The following is a 15518-nucleotide window of genomic DNA, read 5'->3' as shown; positions in this document are numbered from 1 at the left end:
TTGGCGCAGGTGACGCGCGCCGGCGACGATGCAGAGCGTAGCGATGAGGAGGAGCGGCGCTATGACTGACGACAAGATGCTGGCGCGCATCGCCGCGCTGCTGCGTCAGGCCGAGGGCACCGACAACCCGCACGAGGCGGACGCGTTCATGAGCGCCGCGCAGCGGCTGGCGACGGCGGCCTCCATCGATTTGGCGGTGGCCAGGTCCCATTCGGCCAACCGGTCGGCGGCGCAGGCCCCGACGCAGCGGACGATCACCATCGGGGCGGCGGGCAGCAAGGGGCTGCGGACCTACGTGCAGCTGTTCGTGGTGATCGCCGCGGCCAACGACGTGCGCTGCGACGTGGCGTCCAACTCGACGTTCGTCTACGCGTACGGGTTCGCCGAGGACATCGACGCCACCCACGCCCTGTACGCCAGCCTGGTCGTCCAGATGGTGCGGGCGTCGGACGCCTACCTCGCCTCGGGCGCGCACCGGCCCACGCCGACGATCACCGCCCGGCTCAACTTCCAGCTGGCGTTCGGCGCCCGCGTGGGCCAGCGACTGGCCGAGGCCCGCGACGAGGCCCGGCGCGACGCCACCAAGGATTGCCGCCGCCCGCCGGGCACCGCTATCGCGTTGCGCGACAAGGAGCTCGAGCTGCGCGACTACTATCGCAGCGCGTCCAAGGCGCGGGGCACCTATCAGGTCAGCCGCGCGACGGCGGGGTATTCGTCGGCGGCGCGCCGCGCGGGTGACCGGGCGGGCAGGCGGGCGCGGCTGGGCAACAGCCCCGAGCTGCCCGGTGCCCGCGGCGCATTGCGCCGGTGATCGGTGCCCGGGACTCCCAGCGCGCCAGGGTGTACGCCGCCGAGGAGTTCGTCCGGACCCTGTTCGACCGCGCCGCCGAGCACGGATCGCCCGTCGTCGAGTTCTTCGGCACCCAGCTGACGCTGCCGCCGGAAGCCCGATTCGGCTCGGTCGCGTCCGCGCAGCGCTATGTTGACGAGGTGCTTGCGCTACCGGCGGTGCGGCAACGCTGGCCCGACGTGTCGCCGCTGCGGGTGCGGACGCGGCGGGCCGCCACCGCCGCGCACTACGAAAACCACGACGGCGCAGGCGTTATCGCGGTTCCCGACCGCGACACCGCCGACTGGGCGCTGCGCGAGCTGGTGGTGCTGCACGAGGTGGCGCATCACCTGTGCCGGGCCGAGCCGGCGCACGGGCCGGAGTTCGTCGCGACCATCTGCGAGCTGGCGGAGCTGGTGATGGGGCCGGAGCTCGGGCACGTGCTGCGCGTCGTGTACGCGAAAGAGGGCGCGCGGTGAGCGATCCCGACGCGCGGGCGCGCGAGGTCGAATCCCGGATGACCGACGACGAGCGGTTTGCCCTGCTGGTCTGCGTGATCGGCCCAAGCGAAATGTGGCCGCTGCGCGACGAGCGCATCCCGCCCGACGTCGCGACGACCTCGGGCTACACACCGGGCGTTGCGCGCCTGGGCATCCCGGCGCTACGCATGAACGACGCCGGGCTCGGCGTCGCCAACCTCGGCTATCGCCCGGGCGACACCGCCACCGCGCTGCCCTCGGGGCAGGCGTTGGCCGCGGGCTTCGACCCGCCGCTCGCCCGTGCCGCCGGCGAGGTGATCGGCCGCGAGGCGCGCACCCGGGGGATCAACGTGCAACTCGCCGGGTCGATGAACCTGGCACGCGACCCGCGCAACGGCCGCAACTTCGAATACCTTTCCGAGGACCCGCTTTTGACCGCGACGATCGCCGCCGAGTCGGTCAACGGGATACAGGGGCAGGGCGTCATTTCGACCGTCAAGCACTACTCGCTGAACTGCAACGAGACCAACCGGCACTGGCTGGACGCGGTCATCGATCCCGACGCCCACCGCGAATCCGACCTGCTGGCCTTCGAGATCGCCGTCGAGCGGTCGCAGCCCGGCGCGGTGATGACGGCCTACAACAAGGTCAACGGCGCCTACGCGTCCGCGAATGACGCGCTGATCAACGGGGTGCTGAAGGGCGCGTGGGGGTTTCGCGGCTGGGTGATGTCCGACTGGGGTGGCACCCCGGGCTGGGAATGCGCGCTGGCCGGGCTGGACCAGGAGTGCGGAGCCCAGCTCGACGTCATGTTCTGGCAGTCGGAGGCGTTCTCCGAGCAGCTGCGCACCGCGTACGCGAACGGGGCGCTCTCCAAGGCGCGTCTCTCGGACATGGTCCGGCGGATCCTGCGGTCGATGTTCGCCGTCGGAGTCGACCACGGGGAGCCGTCGCCGCCCCCGGACCTGGACGCGCACAACGAGATTGCGTTGCGGGTGGCGCGGCAGGGCATCGTGTTGCTGACCAACCGCGGCGTGCTGCCGCTGCCGCCCGGCACGGCGCGCATCGCGGTCATCGGCGGATACGCACAGGTGGGCGTCGCCGCCGGTTTCGGTTCGAGTGCCGTCGTTCCGCCCGGCGGCTACGCGGGCGTGGTGCCCATCGGGGGTAACGGCCTGATGGGCTCGCTGCGCAATCTCTACCTACTGCCGTCGAGCCCGCTGGAAGAGCTGCGAAAGCAGTTTCCGCACGCGCAGATCGAGTTCGACCCCGGCGTCGGTGCGGCGGAGGCGCTGCGGGCGGCGCGGCGAGCCGACGTCGCGATCGTGTTCGCGGTCCGCGCCGAGGGGGAGGGCTTCGACGCCGCCGACCTGTCGCTGCCCTGGGGTCAGGACGCGATGATCGCCGCCGTGGCGGCCGCCAACCCGAACACCGTCGTCGTGCTGGAGACCGGCAACCCGGTGGCCATGCCCTGGCGGGACTCGGTGGCCGCCATCGTGCAGGCGTGGTACCCGGGCCAAACCGGCGGCCAGGCGATCGCGGAAGTCCTTGCGGGCCGGGTGAATCCGTCGGGACGGCTGCCGATCACCTTCCCCGCGGACCTCGGCCAGACGCCGCGCCCGGAACTGCCCGACCCCGGCGCCGGCTGGGGGACGCCGATCACCATCGACTACTTCGAGGGGGCCGACGTCGGCTACCGCTGGTTCGCGAGGACGGGCCGGACGCCGATGTTCGCCTTCGGACATGGCTTGTCCTACACCAGCTTTGAGTACCGCGACCTGGTGGTGACCGGTGGCGACACCGTCGAGGCCACGTTCACCGTCGTCAACGTCGGCGATCGCGCCGGCGCCGACGTGCCCCAGCTGTACCTGACGGCGGTCCCCGGCGGGAAATGCCTGCGGTTGCTGGGATTCGAGCGGGTCGAGCTGGAGCCGGGTGCGGCCCGGCGGGTCACCATCGAGGCCGATCCGCGACTGCTCGCCCGCTACGACGGCGCCCGTGGCGGCTGGCGCGTCGCGCCCGGCGCGTACTCGGTGGCGGTGGGCGTGTCGGCGGTCGCGCTGCGGCTGGATGCCGAGGTGGAGCTGGCCGGTCGCACGTTCGGGCGCTGATCGAGGCCCGACGTGCGGCCGGCCGCGGCGGTTACTGGACGGGGGTCAGCTCGTCGCCGCACGTGCAGCGGTAGGGCTCACCCGCACCGGAGCAGTGGCAGGGAACCTCGATGCGAACGCGACACCCGCAGCCCTCGTGGCCGCAGGTGAGCTGGGTTCCTGCTTCGTAGTTTGTCATTTCCCATCACCCTTCCCGGTTTCGTGGACACTCCCACTATATACCCCATACGGGTATCCCGTAAATACCCTCGACTAGCGTGGGCGGCATGACGCACCAACCAACCCCGCAAGACGTCGACGCCTTCCTGGACGACACGGTGGTCGGCGACGACCCCGCGCTGGCCGCGGCGGTGGAGTCCAGCAACGCGGCGGGGTTGCCGCAGATCGCGGTGTCGGCCCAGCAGGGCAAGTTCCTGAGCCTGCTGGCCGGGGCGATCGCGGCGCGGCGCATCCTCGAGATCGGCACGCTGGGCGGTTACAGCACCATCTGGCTGGCACGCGGCGCGGGACCGGACGGCCGGGTGGTGACGCTGGAGTACGAGCCGAAGCACGCCGAGGTCGCGCGGGCCAACCTGCGGCGGGCCGGCGTCGCCGACCGGGTCGAGGTGATCGTCGGGGCCGCGCTGGACACGTTGCCCACGGTGACCGGCGGCCCCTTCGACCTGGTGTTCATCGACGCCGACAAGGAGAACAACGTGGCGTACCTGGAGTGGGCGGTGCGCCTGGCTCGCCCGGGTTCAGTCATCGTGCTGGACAACGTCATTCGGGAGGGCCGGATCCTCGAGCCGGACTGCGACGACGCCAGGGTGCGGGCGACGCGGCAGGCGCTGCAGGCGATGGGTGAGCACCCGCGGCTGGACACGGCGGTGATCCAGACGGTCGGGGCCAAGGAATGGGACGGTTTCGCGTTCGCGTTGGTGCGGTAGGGCGCTCAGCGCGGGGTGAGGTCGGCGACGGCCTGCGCGGCGGAGCTGAGTTCGTCGATGCGCAGCACGGTTTCGCCGGCATACAGCGCGGCGCTTTCCAACCAGGAGTCGGGAACCCCGGCTACCGGCGCCAGCGGTGTGAAGAACGGAAGGGCCGGCGATTGCAGGCGCATCAGCGCGCCCGCATCGAAATACCCCAACACCGACAGTGGGCGGCTGACGGCGTTGAGGGCGGCGGGCAGTGCCTTGGCCTTGCCGTCGTCGCCACACCAGCGGCGGGTGGCCGCGTTGGGCACCACGCGGTGGCGCAGCGGCCAGCTCAAGCCGAACAGGTTGGTCTCGATCGTCTTGTCCGCCTGCATGATTCGTCGCTGATATTCGCGGCTCGCGTTGGCCTCGTGCGTCAGCAGGAATCGCGTGCCCGCGATGACACCGTCGGCTCCGGCGTCCAGCGCGGCGCGCGTGTCGGCGGCGGTGGCGATGCCGCCGGCCACAAACACCGGGCGCTTCCCGGCCGCGCCGACGGCGTGCGGCAGGAAGTCGAGCGCCGGCATGGTGCCGACCAGGTGGCCGCCCGCCTCGCGCCCCTGGGCGATCAGGCCGTCGGCGCCCCCGTCGATCGCGGCACGCGCCTGCGCTTCGGTGCCGACCATCACGAAGACGAAGATCCCGGCTTCGTGCAGGTGCTCGACGAGCCCCCGCTTTTCCCCGAAGGCCAGCACGACGGCGTCCACCCGGGTGTCGACGCACGCCGCGACGTGGGGACGACGGACGAAGGGCATCAACAGGTTTACCGCGACGGCGCGCCCCGGCGCCTCTTCGCGCACCCGCTCGATCGACGCCCATAGCCGGGCGGGGGTGGTGATGCCCAGCGTTCCCAATCCACCCGCCTTGGCGACCGCGGCCGCCAGCGCCGCGTCCGCCAGCCCGCCGCCCATTCCCGCTTGCCCAATCGGAACGTCGAGGTGCAGCCGGTCCGCGATGTCCATGTGCTACGACGCTACGCGGCCGGTGCGGTGCGCCCCCGGCGACCCCATTTTCGTTGCTGGCGGTTGCCGATCGAGCGTAATCTGGCAGCAGATGGGTGGTTTGCAGCCAGCCCAAAAGGCTTGCTGCATAACAGAAAGGTCACAAAATGAGCACAGTCCATTCATCAATCGATCACCATCCGGATTTGTTGGCTCTGCGGGCGCGCTACGAGCGCGTTGCCGAGTCGATGAGTGCGCATTTCACCTTCGGCCTGGCTCTGCTGACGGGCCTGTACGTGGCCGCGTCACCGTGGATCGTCGGGTTCAGCGGGACGGGATCGCTTGCCACCTCCGACCTGATCGCCGGGATCGCGGTGGCGTTCTTGGCGTACGGGTTCGCGACCACGCTGGATCGCGCGCACGGCATGACCTGGACGTTGCCGGTACTGGGCGTGTGGGTCATCGTCTCGCCGTGGATCCTGCCGGGCATCGCGCTGACCGCCGGCATGATCTGGTCGAATGTCGTTGCGGGCGCGTTGATGACGTTCCTCGGTCTCAACGCCACCTACTTCGGCATGCGCACGCGCGCGGAGACCGGCTCCTAATACCTAACCGCAGACCGCGCCGATCGCGGCCGAGCCGACGAGCTTGACGTACTTGGCCAGTACGCCGGTCTTGTAGCGCGGCGGGGGAGGGGTGAAACCCTTTCGCCGCGCGGCGAATTCGGCCGCGTCGGCCAGCACGTCCAGGGTTCGGCCCGCCACGTCGAGCCGAACACGGTCGCCGTCGCGCAGGAACGCGATCGGCCCGCCGTCGACCGCCTCCGGCGCGACGTGGCCCACGCACAGGCCGGTGGTCCCGCCGGAGAACCGGCCGTCGGTGAGCAGCAGCACGTCCTTGCCCAGGCCGGCGCCCTTGATCGCGCCGGTGATGGCGAGCATTTCGCGCATCCCGGGGCCGCCCTTGGGCCCCTCGTAGCGGATCACCACGGCGTCGCCCGCGGTGATGGTGCCGTCCTCGAGGGCATCCAGCGCGGCTCGCTCGCCGTCGAAAACCCTTGCGGTGCCTTCGAACACGTCGGAATCGAAGCCGGCCGTCTTGACCACCGCGCCATCGGGCGCCAGCGATCCGTGCAGGATCGTGATGCCGCCGGTGGGGTGGATCGGGTTGTCCAGCGCCCGCAGCACCTTGCCGTCCGGGTCGGGCGGGGCGATGGCGGCGAGGTTCTCGGCCATGGTCGCACCGGTCACCGTCAGGCAGTCGCCGTGCAGCAGGCCGGCGTCCAGCAGCGCCTTCATGATCACCGGAACGCCGCCGATGTGGTCGACATCGAACATCACATGGCGGCCAAAGGGTTTGACGTCGGCCAGGTGGGGCACCTTGGAACCGATCCGGCTGAAGTCGTCGAGGGTCAGCTCGACGTCGGCCTCGTGCGCGATGGCCAGCAGGTGCAGCACCGCGTTGGTCGAGCCGCCGAAGGCCATCACCACCGCGATCGCGTTTTCGAACGCCTCTTTGGTGAGGATGTCGCGGGCGGTGATGCCGCGGCGCAGCAACTCGATGACGGCCTGGCCGCTGCGCCGCGCGAAGCCGTCGCGGCGGCGGTCGGTCGCCGGCGGCGCGGCGCTGCCGGGCAGGGACATGCCGAGGGCCTCGGCGGCGCTGGCCATGGTGTTGGCGGTGTACATGCCGCCACAGGCCCCCTCGCCGGGGCAGATCGCCCGCTCGATGGCGTCGACGTCCTCGCGCGGCATCAACCCGCGGGAGCATGCGCCCACCGCCTCGAACGCGTCGATGATGGTGACCTCGCGCTCGCTGCCGTCGGACAGCTTGGCCACCCCCGGCAGGATGGAGCCCGCATAGAGGAACACCGCCGCCAGGTCGAGTCGGGCGGCGGCCATCAGCATTCCGGGCAGCGATTTGTCGCACCCGGCCAGCAGCACCGACCCGTCCAGCCGCTCGGCCTGCATCACGGTTTCGACGCTGTCCGCGATCACCTCGCGGGACACCAGCGAGAAGTGCATGCCCTCGTGGCCCATCGAGATGCCGTCGGAAACCGAGATCGTCCCGAACTCGAGCGGGTAGCCGCCGGCAGCGAACACCCCTTCCTTGACCGCCTTGGCGAGCCGGTCCAGGGACAGGTTGCACGGCGTGATCTCGTTCCACGACGACGCGACCCCGATCTGCGGCTTGGCGAAGTCTTCGTCTCCCATGCCGACCGCCCGCAGCATGCCGCGGGCGGCGGCCTTCTCCAGGCCGTCGGTGACGTCACGGCTGCGCGGCTTGATGTCGGGGGTGGCGGGCATTTTTCAAGTATGCGGGGGCCGGTCGCGCCGCAAATGCGCGGGTTATACCCCAGCGGGGTATAGCGTAGACTGGCGATAAATCGGCCGAGGGGTTTCGAGAGGGATTTCGAGAGGGATTTCGAGAAAAAATGACGACGGCACACGGATATTCGCAGCAGAAAGACAATTACGCCAAGAGGCTGCGGCGCATCGAAGGTCAAGTGCGTGGAATCGCGCGGATGATCGAGGAAGACAAATACTGCATCGACGTCCTGACTCAGATCAGCGCGGTCAACAGCGCCTTGCGGTCGGTGGCGCTGAACCTGCTCGACGAGCATCTGGGCCACTGCGTCACCCGCGCCGTCGCCGAGGGCGGGCACGAGGCCGACGACAAGCTCGCCGAGGCGTCGGCGGCCATCGCGCGCCTCGTTCGTTCCTAATCGGTGACTTTGTTGATACCCGTGTTGAAACCCAAGATTGGCTGAACCCGTTGCGGCGGTGCGTACCGTGAGGGCATTGTGAGCGCGCCAGCAACTATTCCCCAGATACCGGAAAGCCCGGCCGATGCCGCCGCTATGACTGCCGAAACCGGAACCACCCCTACGGCGCGCACGTGGACGCCGCGGGTCGCCGCGCAGCTGGCGGTGCTGGCGGCGGCGGCCTTCGTCTATGTGACCGCCGAGATCCTGCCCGTCGGCGCGATTTCGGCGATCGCGCGCGACCTGCACGTCAGCCTGGTCGTGGTGGGCACCCTGCTGACGTGGTACGCGCTGGTGGCGGCCCTGACCACGGTTCCGCTGGTGCGCTGGACCGCGCACTGGCCCCGGCGCCGGACGCTGGTCATGAGCCTGACCTGCCTGACCGCCTCTCAGCTCATCTCGGCGCTGGCGCCCAACTTCGCCGTGCTGGCGGCGGGACGGGTGCTCTGCGCGGTCACCCACGGCGTGCTGTGGTCGGTGATCGCTCCGATCGCCATCCGGCTGGTGCCGCCCAGCCATGCCGGGCGCGCCACCACGTCGATGTACATCGGGACCAGCCTGGCGCTGGTGGTGGGCAGCCCGCTGACCGCGGCCATGAGCCTGATGTGGGGCTGGCGGCTGGCGGTGGTGTGCGTGACCGTCGCGGCGGCCATCGTCACGGTGGCGGCCCGGATCACGCTGCCGGCGATGGTGCTCACCGAGCACCAGCTCGCGCACGTCGGCCGCCGGTCGCGGCATCACCGCAACCGGCGGTTGCTGACGGTGAGCCTGCTCGCCATGGTCGCGGTGACGGGCCATTTCGTGTCCTACACCTTCATCGTGGTGATCATCCGCAACGTCGTCGGGGTGCGCGGGGCCAGCCTGGCCTGGGTGCTGGCGGCCTACGGGGTGGCGGGGCTGTTGTCGGTGCCGTTGGCGGCGCGGTCGCTGGACCGCCGTCCCCGGGGCGCCATCATCCTGTGCATGGCGGGGCTGACCGGGGCGTTCGTGGTGCTGACCGCGCTGGCGCTCACCGGGCGAACCTCGGTGGCGACGGCGGTGATCGGCACCGCCGCGATCGTGCTGTGGGGCGCGATGGCCACGGCGGTGTCGCCGATGATGCAGTCCGCCGCCATGCGCAGCGGCGCCGACGACCCCGACGGGGCCTCCGGCGTGTACGTGACGGCGTTCCAGGTCGGCATCATGGCCGGCTCGCTGGCGGGCGGGTTGTTGTATGAGCGCAGCATCGCGCTGATGCTGACCGCGTCGGCCGGGTTGATGGGGGCCGCGCTGGCCGGCATCGCGGCCTACCGGCATATGCTGGCTGTTCCGTCGGCAAGCTCACGCGATTCATAAACTCCCAGCTCAACGAGCATGAATTGCGCCGCTGAACGGCCTTGCCCGGGCACGGATTAGATAGCTGGCCACCGCGCTATGCGACACTGGTTGCCACACCTGACTGGAGGGATGCATATGCCGAGCTGGATGACGGCCTGGACTGGGAGAGGCCTCTTCGCGGCTCTGAACGCAGCCGGAATCGCCGCCCTGCTGGTGCTCGGCGCCGGCCCCGCCGTGGCGGATCCGGACCCGCCGCCCGGCGATCCCGGCGTGGTTGCCGCGCCTCCCGCGGACCCGCCCGCGCCGCCGCCGCTGGTGGCGCCGCCGCCACCGCCGCCACCGGGTGACCCGCTGGCGCCCCCGCCGCCGCCCAATCCGTTGGTGCCTCCGCCGCCGGCGGCCAACCCGTTCGCGCAGCCGGCCGCCGCCGGTCCCGTGGCCGGGCAGAACCCGACGCCGTTCACCGGCACGGCCCCGTTCGGGCCGCCGAAAATCCTGCCCGCGGGCGGCTCGACCGTCGGGGTGGGCCAGCCGATCATCATCAACTTCCCGAGCCGGGTCGACGACGCCGGCGCGGCCATAGACGCCGTCCACGTCTCGTCGGTCCCACCGGTTCCCGGCAAGTTCTATTGGATGACGCCAACGCAGCTGCGCTGGCGCCCATTGAGCTTCTGGCCCGCCCACACCGCGGTGACCGTCGACGCGGGCGGGGCGGTGTCGACCTTCCGGACCGGTGACACGCTGATCGCCACCGCCGACGACGCCACGCACCAGCTGACGGTCACCCGCAACGGCACCGTGGAGAAGACCATCCCGATGTCGATGGGCATGTCGGCCGGCAATCACCAAACCCCCAACGGCACCTACTACGTGCAGGAGAAGATGCCCACGGTGGTGATGGACTCCTCGACCTACGGGGTCCCGGTCAACTCGACGTACGGCTACAAGGTGAACGTCGACCTCGCCGTGCGGTTCGACAACAGCGGCGACTTCGTGCACAGCGCCCCGTGGTCGGTGGACGACCAGGGCAAGCGCGACGTCAGCCACGGCTGCATCAACATCAGTCCCGCCAACGCGAGGTGGTTCTACGACAACTTCGGCGCGGGCGACCCGATCATCGTGAAGAACTCCACCGGTGGGAGTTACTCCAAGAACGACGGGTCCAACGACTGGCAGACGTAACCCTTATCTCGCCGAGCAGACGCAAAATCGCCCATTTCCCTTGGAAATAGGGCGATTTTGCGTCTGCTCACCGCTAGACCCGTGTCAAGCGACCCTGCTTACATGCACGGCGGAGTCGCCGATCGCTGCCTTTCCGTCGCCGATCATGATGTGCAGCAAGGTTTCCTGCTCCTGCGCGCCGCGGGCGGCTGCGCGGTCCAGCCCGCCAGGGATGGTCACGGCGGCGAGGCTGCGGGTCATGTTGATCGGTATCCGCAGCAACGGATACCACGGCGGCATGTAGGGCAGGCCGAGCCTGCGCATCGCGCGGGGGCCCAAGAAGCCGCTCGTCACCGATAGGTGCTGGGCCCGCGCAACACGACGGCGCAGCTTCGGAAGCGTGCGGTAGTGCCAGATCAACGGGTCGTCTCCCATCGGGACCGCCAGCTGTTTTGTGGATTCGTCGGGATTGGAGAGTGCGGTAAGCGTGTGGTAGAGGACACGGATGCCGTCGCGGAAGTTGTGGGGTAGCCACTCGTCGCGCACGCCGATCAGCCAGCCGACGTACCGGGTCACGTGTGCGATCGCGTCGAGTTCTCCCGGCGCAGGCAGGATTCCCATCCCCATCGCGCCCGCAGGCGGCGCAATGAGCGCGCCGACCAGCGTGGCAGCCATATCGGTCTGGTTGACCGGCACACCCCATTCGTCGGCGCGCCAGTCGGGCATTGCCGCCACGTGTCGGCGTACCAACGCGTGGATCAGCCGAACTCGGATCGTGGACCGGTAGCCTACCCCGAGCGGCGCCAAGCCGCCTGGGGCGATGACATCCATCGCCCACTGCATGGTCTCGGCGAAACGCTGGTTCGAGCCCTTCTCCAGCGCGCCCGTCCGCAGGAGCGTCTTGTTGAAGCCCGAGAACTGATATCCGCCAAGGAGGGAGACGTCGCGTGCGACGTACATTCCGTCGGCGCCACCCCTGCGCAGCGCGCGTTGTCCTCGTCGCAGCTGATTCCAGTCGACCCAGTCCGGAGTCGCCTCGACCCGAAGGAAGAACTCGCGCAACGATGCCGGTGCCTCGGGCACATTGTCGATGCCATGGGCGAGCGCCCGGTCGAATAGTGGGCGCGTCCGCTCCATCCCGGCATCGGCCATCCACTCGACAAGGCGGTCCATCGGCTCGTCGCCGGCGGTCAGTCGCTCGCCGAGTATCCGCCACTGATCCGGGGTGGGCTTGCGGACGCCCAGCGATGCTGCAAACAACCGAACGGCAGCCGGAACCGCGCGAGGTTGGTCGGGGTGGCGAGCCGGAATCGACACATTCATCGCCGCTCTCCTCGGGCGCGAATTTGGATAACGTATGTGATCCGAATGTAGGCTGCGGGTATGGTGCTGTCAATGAAACGCGCGGACGTGGTGCGCGACTACGGCGGCATCAGCGCAGCCGACCGCCGGGCCGAACGCCGCCGCAAACTGCTCGCCGCCGGACGGCAGATCTGGGGCGAATCGGGAATCACCGAGGTGACCGTCCGCGGCGTGTGCAACGCGGCGGGGCTGATCCCGCGCTATTTCTACGAGCACTTTCCGAACCGGGACGCGCTGCTGTTCGCCGTCGCCGACGACGTTCGTGACGAATTGCTCGAAGCGATGGTCGCCGCCGGCGTCGGTGACCCCGGCACCCTCACCGACAAACTGCGCTCGGCCCTGACGGCGTTCCTCGACATCATTGCTGCCGACCCCCATGTCCACCGCATCGCCACCGGCGACGTGACCGGCGTTCCGGGTCTGGCGAGCCACCGCAAACACATCCTCGACATGATCACCGAGCAGGTGATCCGCCACAGCCCGGACGTTCTCGGCGCCGACACGCCGAGTGCCACCGAGCTGCGGCGGGGCGCGCTGTTCATGGTCGGCGGGGTCAACCAGATCATCGAATCCTGGCTCGATGATCCGCGGGAAACCACTGCCGAACTGGCGGCCGTCTGCGCCGACCTGTGCGTCGCCGTGGTCCGCGGCGTGAACCGGTCACACGAACAACTGGCGCCGTAACAGGTGGCCGGCGCTCGGGGCTTCCCTCGCGCCGACGATTATGTATAGTATCATACATACAGCCCGGACCGAGGAGCGGCGATGCGAAGCCCACGCGAGCGGATGGTGATCTCCGCCGCGCTGCTGATCAGGGAGCGCGGTGCCCACGCCACCGCGATCTCCGACGTCCTCGAGCACAGCGGGGCGCCCCGTGGCTCGGCGTACCACTACTTCCCCGGCGGGCGGACCCAATTGCTCTGCGAGGCGGTCGATTTCGCCGGCGATCACGTCGGCGCCATCATTGCCGGGGCGCACGGCGGTCTCGAGCTGTTGGACACGCTGATCGACACGTACCGGCGCCAGCTCCTCGAGACCGATTACCGCGCGGGTTGCCCCATCGTCGCGGTCTCCGTCGAAGCGGGTGACGAGCAGGACCGCGACCGCATGGCGCCGGTGGTCGAGCGCGCGGCGGCGGTGTTCGACCGCTGGACCGACCTGATCGCGCGGCGCTTCATCGACGACGGCATGGGGCCCGACCGGGCCCGCGAACTGGCGCTGTTGGCCACCTCGGCGCTCGAGGGCGCGATCGTGCTGGCCCGGGTGCGGCGCGATTCGGCACCCCTTGATGCCGTCCATCGCCAGCTGCGCGATCTGCTTGTGACAGAAGGGAACCCGCGATGACCAGCACCGATTGGAAGCCCACCGCCTGCATCCTGTGCGAATGCAACTGCGGCATCGTCGTTCAGGTCGAGGACCGCAGGCTGGCGCGCATCCGCGGCGACAAGGAGCATCCTGGGTCGCAGGGGTACACCTGCAACAAGGCGCTGCGGCTGGATCACTACCAGAACAACCGCGCGCGCCTGACGTCCCCGATGCGCCGGCGGCCCGACGGAACGTTCGAGGAGATCGACTGGGACACAGCCATCGTCGAGATCGCCGAGGGCTTCAAGCACATCCGCGACACCTACGGCGGGGACAAGATCTTCTACTACGGCGGCGGCGGGCAGGGCAACCACCTGGGCGGGGCCTACAGCGGGGCGTTCCTGAAGGCCCTGGGGTCGCGCTACCGGTCAAATGCGCTGGCGCAGGAGAAGACCGGTGAGGCATGGGTGGACGCGCGCCTGTACGGCGGCCACACCCGCGGCGAGTTCGAGCACGGCGAGGTGTCGGTGTTCGTCGGGAAGAACCCGTGGATGTCGCAGAGTTTCCCCCGGGCCCGGGTGGTGCTCAACGAGATCGCCAAGGACCCGAACCGGTCGATGATCGTCATCGATCCCGTGCTGACCGACACCGCCAAGATGTCCGACTTCCACCTGCGGGTGCGCCCCGGCACCGACGCCTGGTGCCTGGCCGCCCTAGCCGGCATCCTCGTCCAGGAAAACCTTTGCGACGACGTGTTTCTCGCCGAGCACGTGCACGGCGCCGACGCGGTGCGCGCCGCGCTGCGCGACGTCCCGGTCGCCGACTACGCGCAGCGCTGCGGGGTGGACGAGGAGTTGCTGCGGGCCGCCGCGCGGCGCATCGGCACCGCGGCCAGCGTCGCGGTGTTCGAAGACCTCGGCATACAGCAGGGGCCCAACAGCACGCTGTGCTCGTATCTGAACAAGCTGCTGTGGATCCTGACCGGCAACTTCGCGAAAAAGGGTGGCCAGCACCTGCATTCGACGTTCGCCCCGCTGTTCAGCACGGTCTCCGGCCGCACGCCGGTCACCGGCGCGCCCATCATCGCCGGGCTGATCCCCGCTAACGCCGTTCCCGAAGAGATTTTGACCGACCACCCGGACCGGTTCCGGGCGATGATCGTCGAAAGCGGCAACCCCGCCCACTCGCTGGCCGACTCGGCCGCGTGCCGGAAGGCGTTCCAGGCGCTGGAGCTGATGGTGGTCGTCGATGTCGCGATGACCGAGACCGCCAGGCTGGCCCACTACGTGCTCCCCGCGGCGTCCCAGTTCGAGAAGCCGGAGGCCACGTTCTTCAATTTCGAGTTCCCGCACAACGGCTTTCAGCTACGCCGGCCGCTGCTCGAGCCGTTGCCCGGCACCCTGCCCGAACCGGAGATCTGGGCCCGGCTGGTGCGCGCGCTCGGAGTGGTCGACGAGGCGGACCTGCGGCCCCTGCGCGAAGCCGCGCGGCGCGGCCGCCAGGCCTACACCGAGGCGTTCCTGCCGGCGGCGGCCGGCAACCCGACCATCGCGAAGTTGCTGCCCTACGTGCTTTACGAAACCCTCGGGCCCACGCTGCCGGAGGGGTTGTCCGGCGCGGCCGCGCTGTGGGGGCTGGCCCAGAAGGCCGCGATGACCTACCCAGACGCAGTGCGGCGCGCCGGCCACGCCGACGGCAACGCGCTGTTCGACGCCATCCTCGACAGCCCGTCGGGAATCACCTTCACCGTGCACGACTACGAGGATGACTTCGCGCTGATCGGCCACGCCGATCACAAGATCGCGCTGGAAATCCCCGAAATGCTGGACGACTTAACGGCTTTGGGCGCAGCACCACCGCGGCTGACCACACCGGAGTTCCCCATCGTGCTGTCGGTGGGCGAGCGGCGCGCCTACACCGCCAATGACATCTTCCGCGACCCGTCCTGGCGCAAACGGGACGCCGACGGGGCGCTGCGGGTCAGCGTCGAGGACGCCCAGGTGCTCGGCCTCGTCGACGGGGGCCGGGCCCGGGTCAGCACGGCGGCCGGCGCCGCGGAGGCGACCGTCGAGATCACCGAGACCATGCTCGCCGGGCATGCGGCCCTGCCCAACGGTTTCGGCCTCGACTACGTCGACGACGACGGCCGCACCGTCGTTCCCGGCGTCGCGCCGAACATGCTCACGTCCACGAATTGGCGCGACCGCTACGCCGGCACGCCGTGGCACAAGCACGTGCCCGCCAGGATCGAAGCCTGCCGAGCAGACGCAAAAGCCCCCAATTAGGGCCCAAATTG

15 protein-coding genes are annotated in these 15518 nt (G+C 69.8%); 11 read left to right on the top strand and 4 right to left on the bottom strand.

The genetic code is table 11. The annotated features are described in order from the left end of the window. The first annotated feature begins 61 nt into the window (after positions 1–61). The 3 genes from OQ968_RS04740 to OQ968_RS04730 are packed head-to-tail and all read left to right on the top strand — an operon-like array spanning position 62 to position 3419. Positions 62–811: a DUF2786 domain-containing protein gene (locus OQ968_RS04740; RefSeq protein WP_324675257.1), complete on the top strand. Its 750-nt coding sequence runs from the start codon at positions 62–64 to the stop codon at positions 809–811. Then, a complete protein-coding gene (locus OQ968_RS04735) occupies positions 808–1308 on the top strand; it encodes a TIGR04338 family metallohydrolase (protein WP_324675255.1) in 501 nt (166 codons plus the stop codon). Before OQ968_RS04740 ends, OQ968_RS04735 begins: the two co-directional genes overlap by 4 nt. Beyond that, positions 1305–3419, top strand: a complete 2115-nt coding sequence (locus OQ968_RS04730) for a beta-glucosidase (RefSeq protein ID WP_324675253.1) — start codon at positions 1305–1307, stop codon at positions 3417–3419. Before OQ968_RS04735 ends, OQ968_RS04730 begins: the two co-directional genes overlap by 4 nt. Positions 3420–3450: 31 nt before the next feature. On the opposite strand, the gene mymT is transcribed toward OQ968_RS04730, so the two are convergent. Next, positions 3451–3597, bottom strand: a complete 147-nt coding sequence (gene mymT, locus OQ968_RS04725) for a metallothionein MymT (RefSeq protein ID WP_324675251.1) — start codon at positions 3595–3597, stop codon at positions 3451–3453. An 88-nt stretch (positions 3598–3685) separates the two neighbouring features. Here mymT and OQ968_RS04720 point away from each other — a divergent pair, with 88 nt between their 5' ends. After that, on the top strand, positions 3686–4345 hold the full coding sequence (locus OQ968_RS04720) for an O-methyltransferase (protein ID WP_324675249.1): 660 nt from the start codon (positions 3686–3688) through the stop codon (positions 4343–4345). 5 nt (positions 4346–4350) lie between these two features. On the opposite strand, the gene OQ968_RS04715 is transcribed toward OQ968_RS04720, so the two are convergent. Next, a complete protein-coding gene (locus OQ968_RS04715; protein WP_324675247.1) occupies positions 4351–5334 on the bottom strand; it encodes a nitronate monooxygenase in 984 nt (327 codons plus the stop codon). 146 nt (positions 5335–5480) lie between these two features. Between OQ968_RS04715 and OQ968_RS04710 the strand changes: the two genes are divergently transcribed. Further along, positions 5481–5918 carry an SPW repeat protein gene (locus OQ968_RS04710; RefSeq protein WP_324675246.1) on the top strand — a complete coding sequence of 146 codons (438 nt, stop codon included), beginning with the start codon at positions 5481–5483 and terminating at the stop codon, positions 5916–5918. A 3-nt stretch (positions 5919–5921) separates the two neighbouring features. Here the strand turns inward: OQ968_RS04710 and ilvD are convergent, their stop codons facing one another. Then, positions 5922–7619, bottom strand: coding sequence for a dihydroxy-acid dehydratase (gene ilvD, locus OQ968_RS04705; protein ID WP_324675244.1), 1698 nt, complete (start codon positions 7617–7619; stop codon positions 5922–5924). A 128-nt stretch (positions 7620–7747) separates the two neighbouring features. Between ilvD and OQ968_RS04700 the strand changes: the two genes are divergently transcribed. From OQ968_RS04700 to OQ968_RS04690, 3 genes are all read left to right on the top strand, one after another. After that, positions 7748–8038: a metal-sensitive transcriptional regulator gene (locus OQ968_RS04700; protein ID WP_324675242.1), complete on the top strand. Its 291-nt coding sequence runs from the start codon at positions 7748–7750 to the stop codon at positions 8036–8038. A gap of 135 nt (positions 8039–8173) precedes the next feature. Further along, the gene (locus tag OQ968_RS04695) at positions 8174–9412 is read left to right on the top strand and encodes an MFS transporter (protein WP_324675240.1); all 1239 of its coding nucleotides are present in this window, start codon (positions 8174–8176) and stop codon (positions 9410–9412) included. Positions 9413–9529: 117 nt separating this feature from the next. Further along, complete coding sequence (locus OQ968_RS04690; RefSeq protein WP_420715830.1) at positions 9530–10576, top strand: L,D-transpeptidase; 1047 nt, start codon at positions 9530–9532, stop codon at positions 10574–10576. Between the two features lie 84 nt (positions 10577–10660). Here OQ968_RS04690 and OQ968_RS04685 read toward each other — a convergent pair whose 3' ends face one another. Next, complete coding sequence (locus OQ968_RS04685) at positions 10661–11878, bottom strand: oxygenase MpaB family protein (protein WP_324675236.1); 1218 nt, start codon at positions 11876–11878, stop codon at positions 10661–10663. A 72-nt stretch (positions 11879–11950) separates the two neighbouring features. On the opposite strand from OQ968_RS04685, the gene OQ968_RS04680 reads away from it, so the two are divergent. The 3 genes from OQ968_RS04680 (at position 11951) to OQ968_RS04670 (ending at position 15507) form a co-directional block, all read left to right on the top strand. Beyond that, complete coding sequence (locus OQ968_RS04680; protein ID WP_324675235.1) at positions 11951–12601, top strand: TetR/AcrR family transcriptional regulator; 651 nt, start codon at positions 11951–11953, stop codon at positions 12599–12601. Between the two features lie 81 nt (positions 12602–12682). Beyond that, the gene (locus OQ968_RS04675; RefSeq protein ID WP_324675233.1) at positions 12683–13261 is read left to right on the top strand and encodes a TetR/AcrR family transcriptional regulator; all 579 of its coding nucleotides are present in this window, start codon (positions 12683–12685) and stop codon (positions 13259–13261) included. After that, on the top strand, positions 13258–15507 hold the full coding sequence (locus OQ968_RS04670) for a molybdopterin-dependent oxidoreductase (protein WP_324675231.1): 2250 nt from the start codon (positions 13258–13260) through the stop codon (positions 15505–15507). The genes OQ968_RS04675 and OQ968_RS04670 overlap by 4 nt, the downstream gene beginning before the upstream one ends. Positions 15508–15518 lie beyond the last annotated feature (11 nt).

It is taken from the genome of Mycobacterium sp. 663a-19 (assembly GCF_035616495.1).
GTDB lineage: Bacteria > Actinomycetota > Actinomycetes > Mycobacteriales > Mycobacteriaceae > Mycobacterium.
Note: the sequence above shows the minus strand (reverse complement) of the source record. Positions and strands in the feature narration are given on the sequence as shown.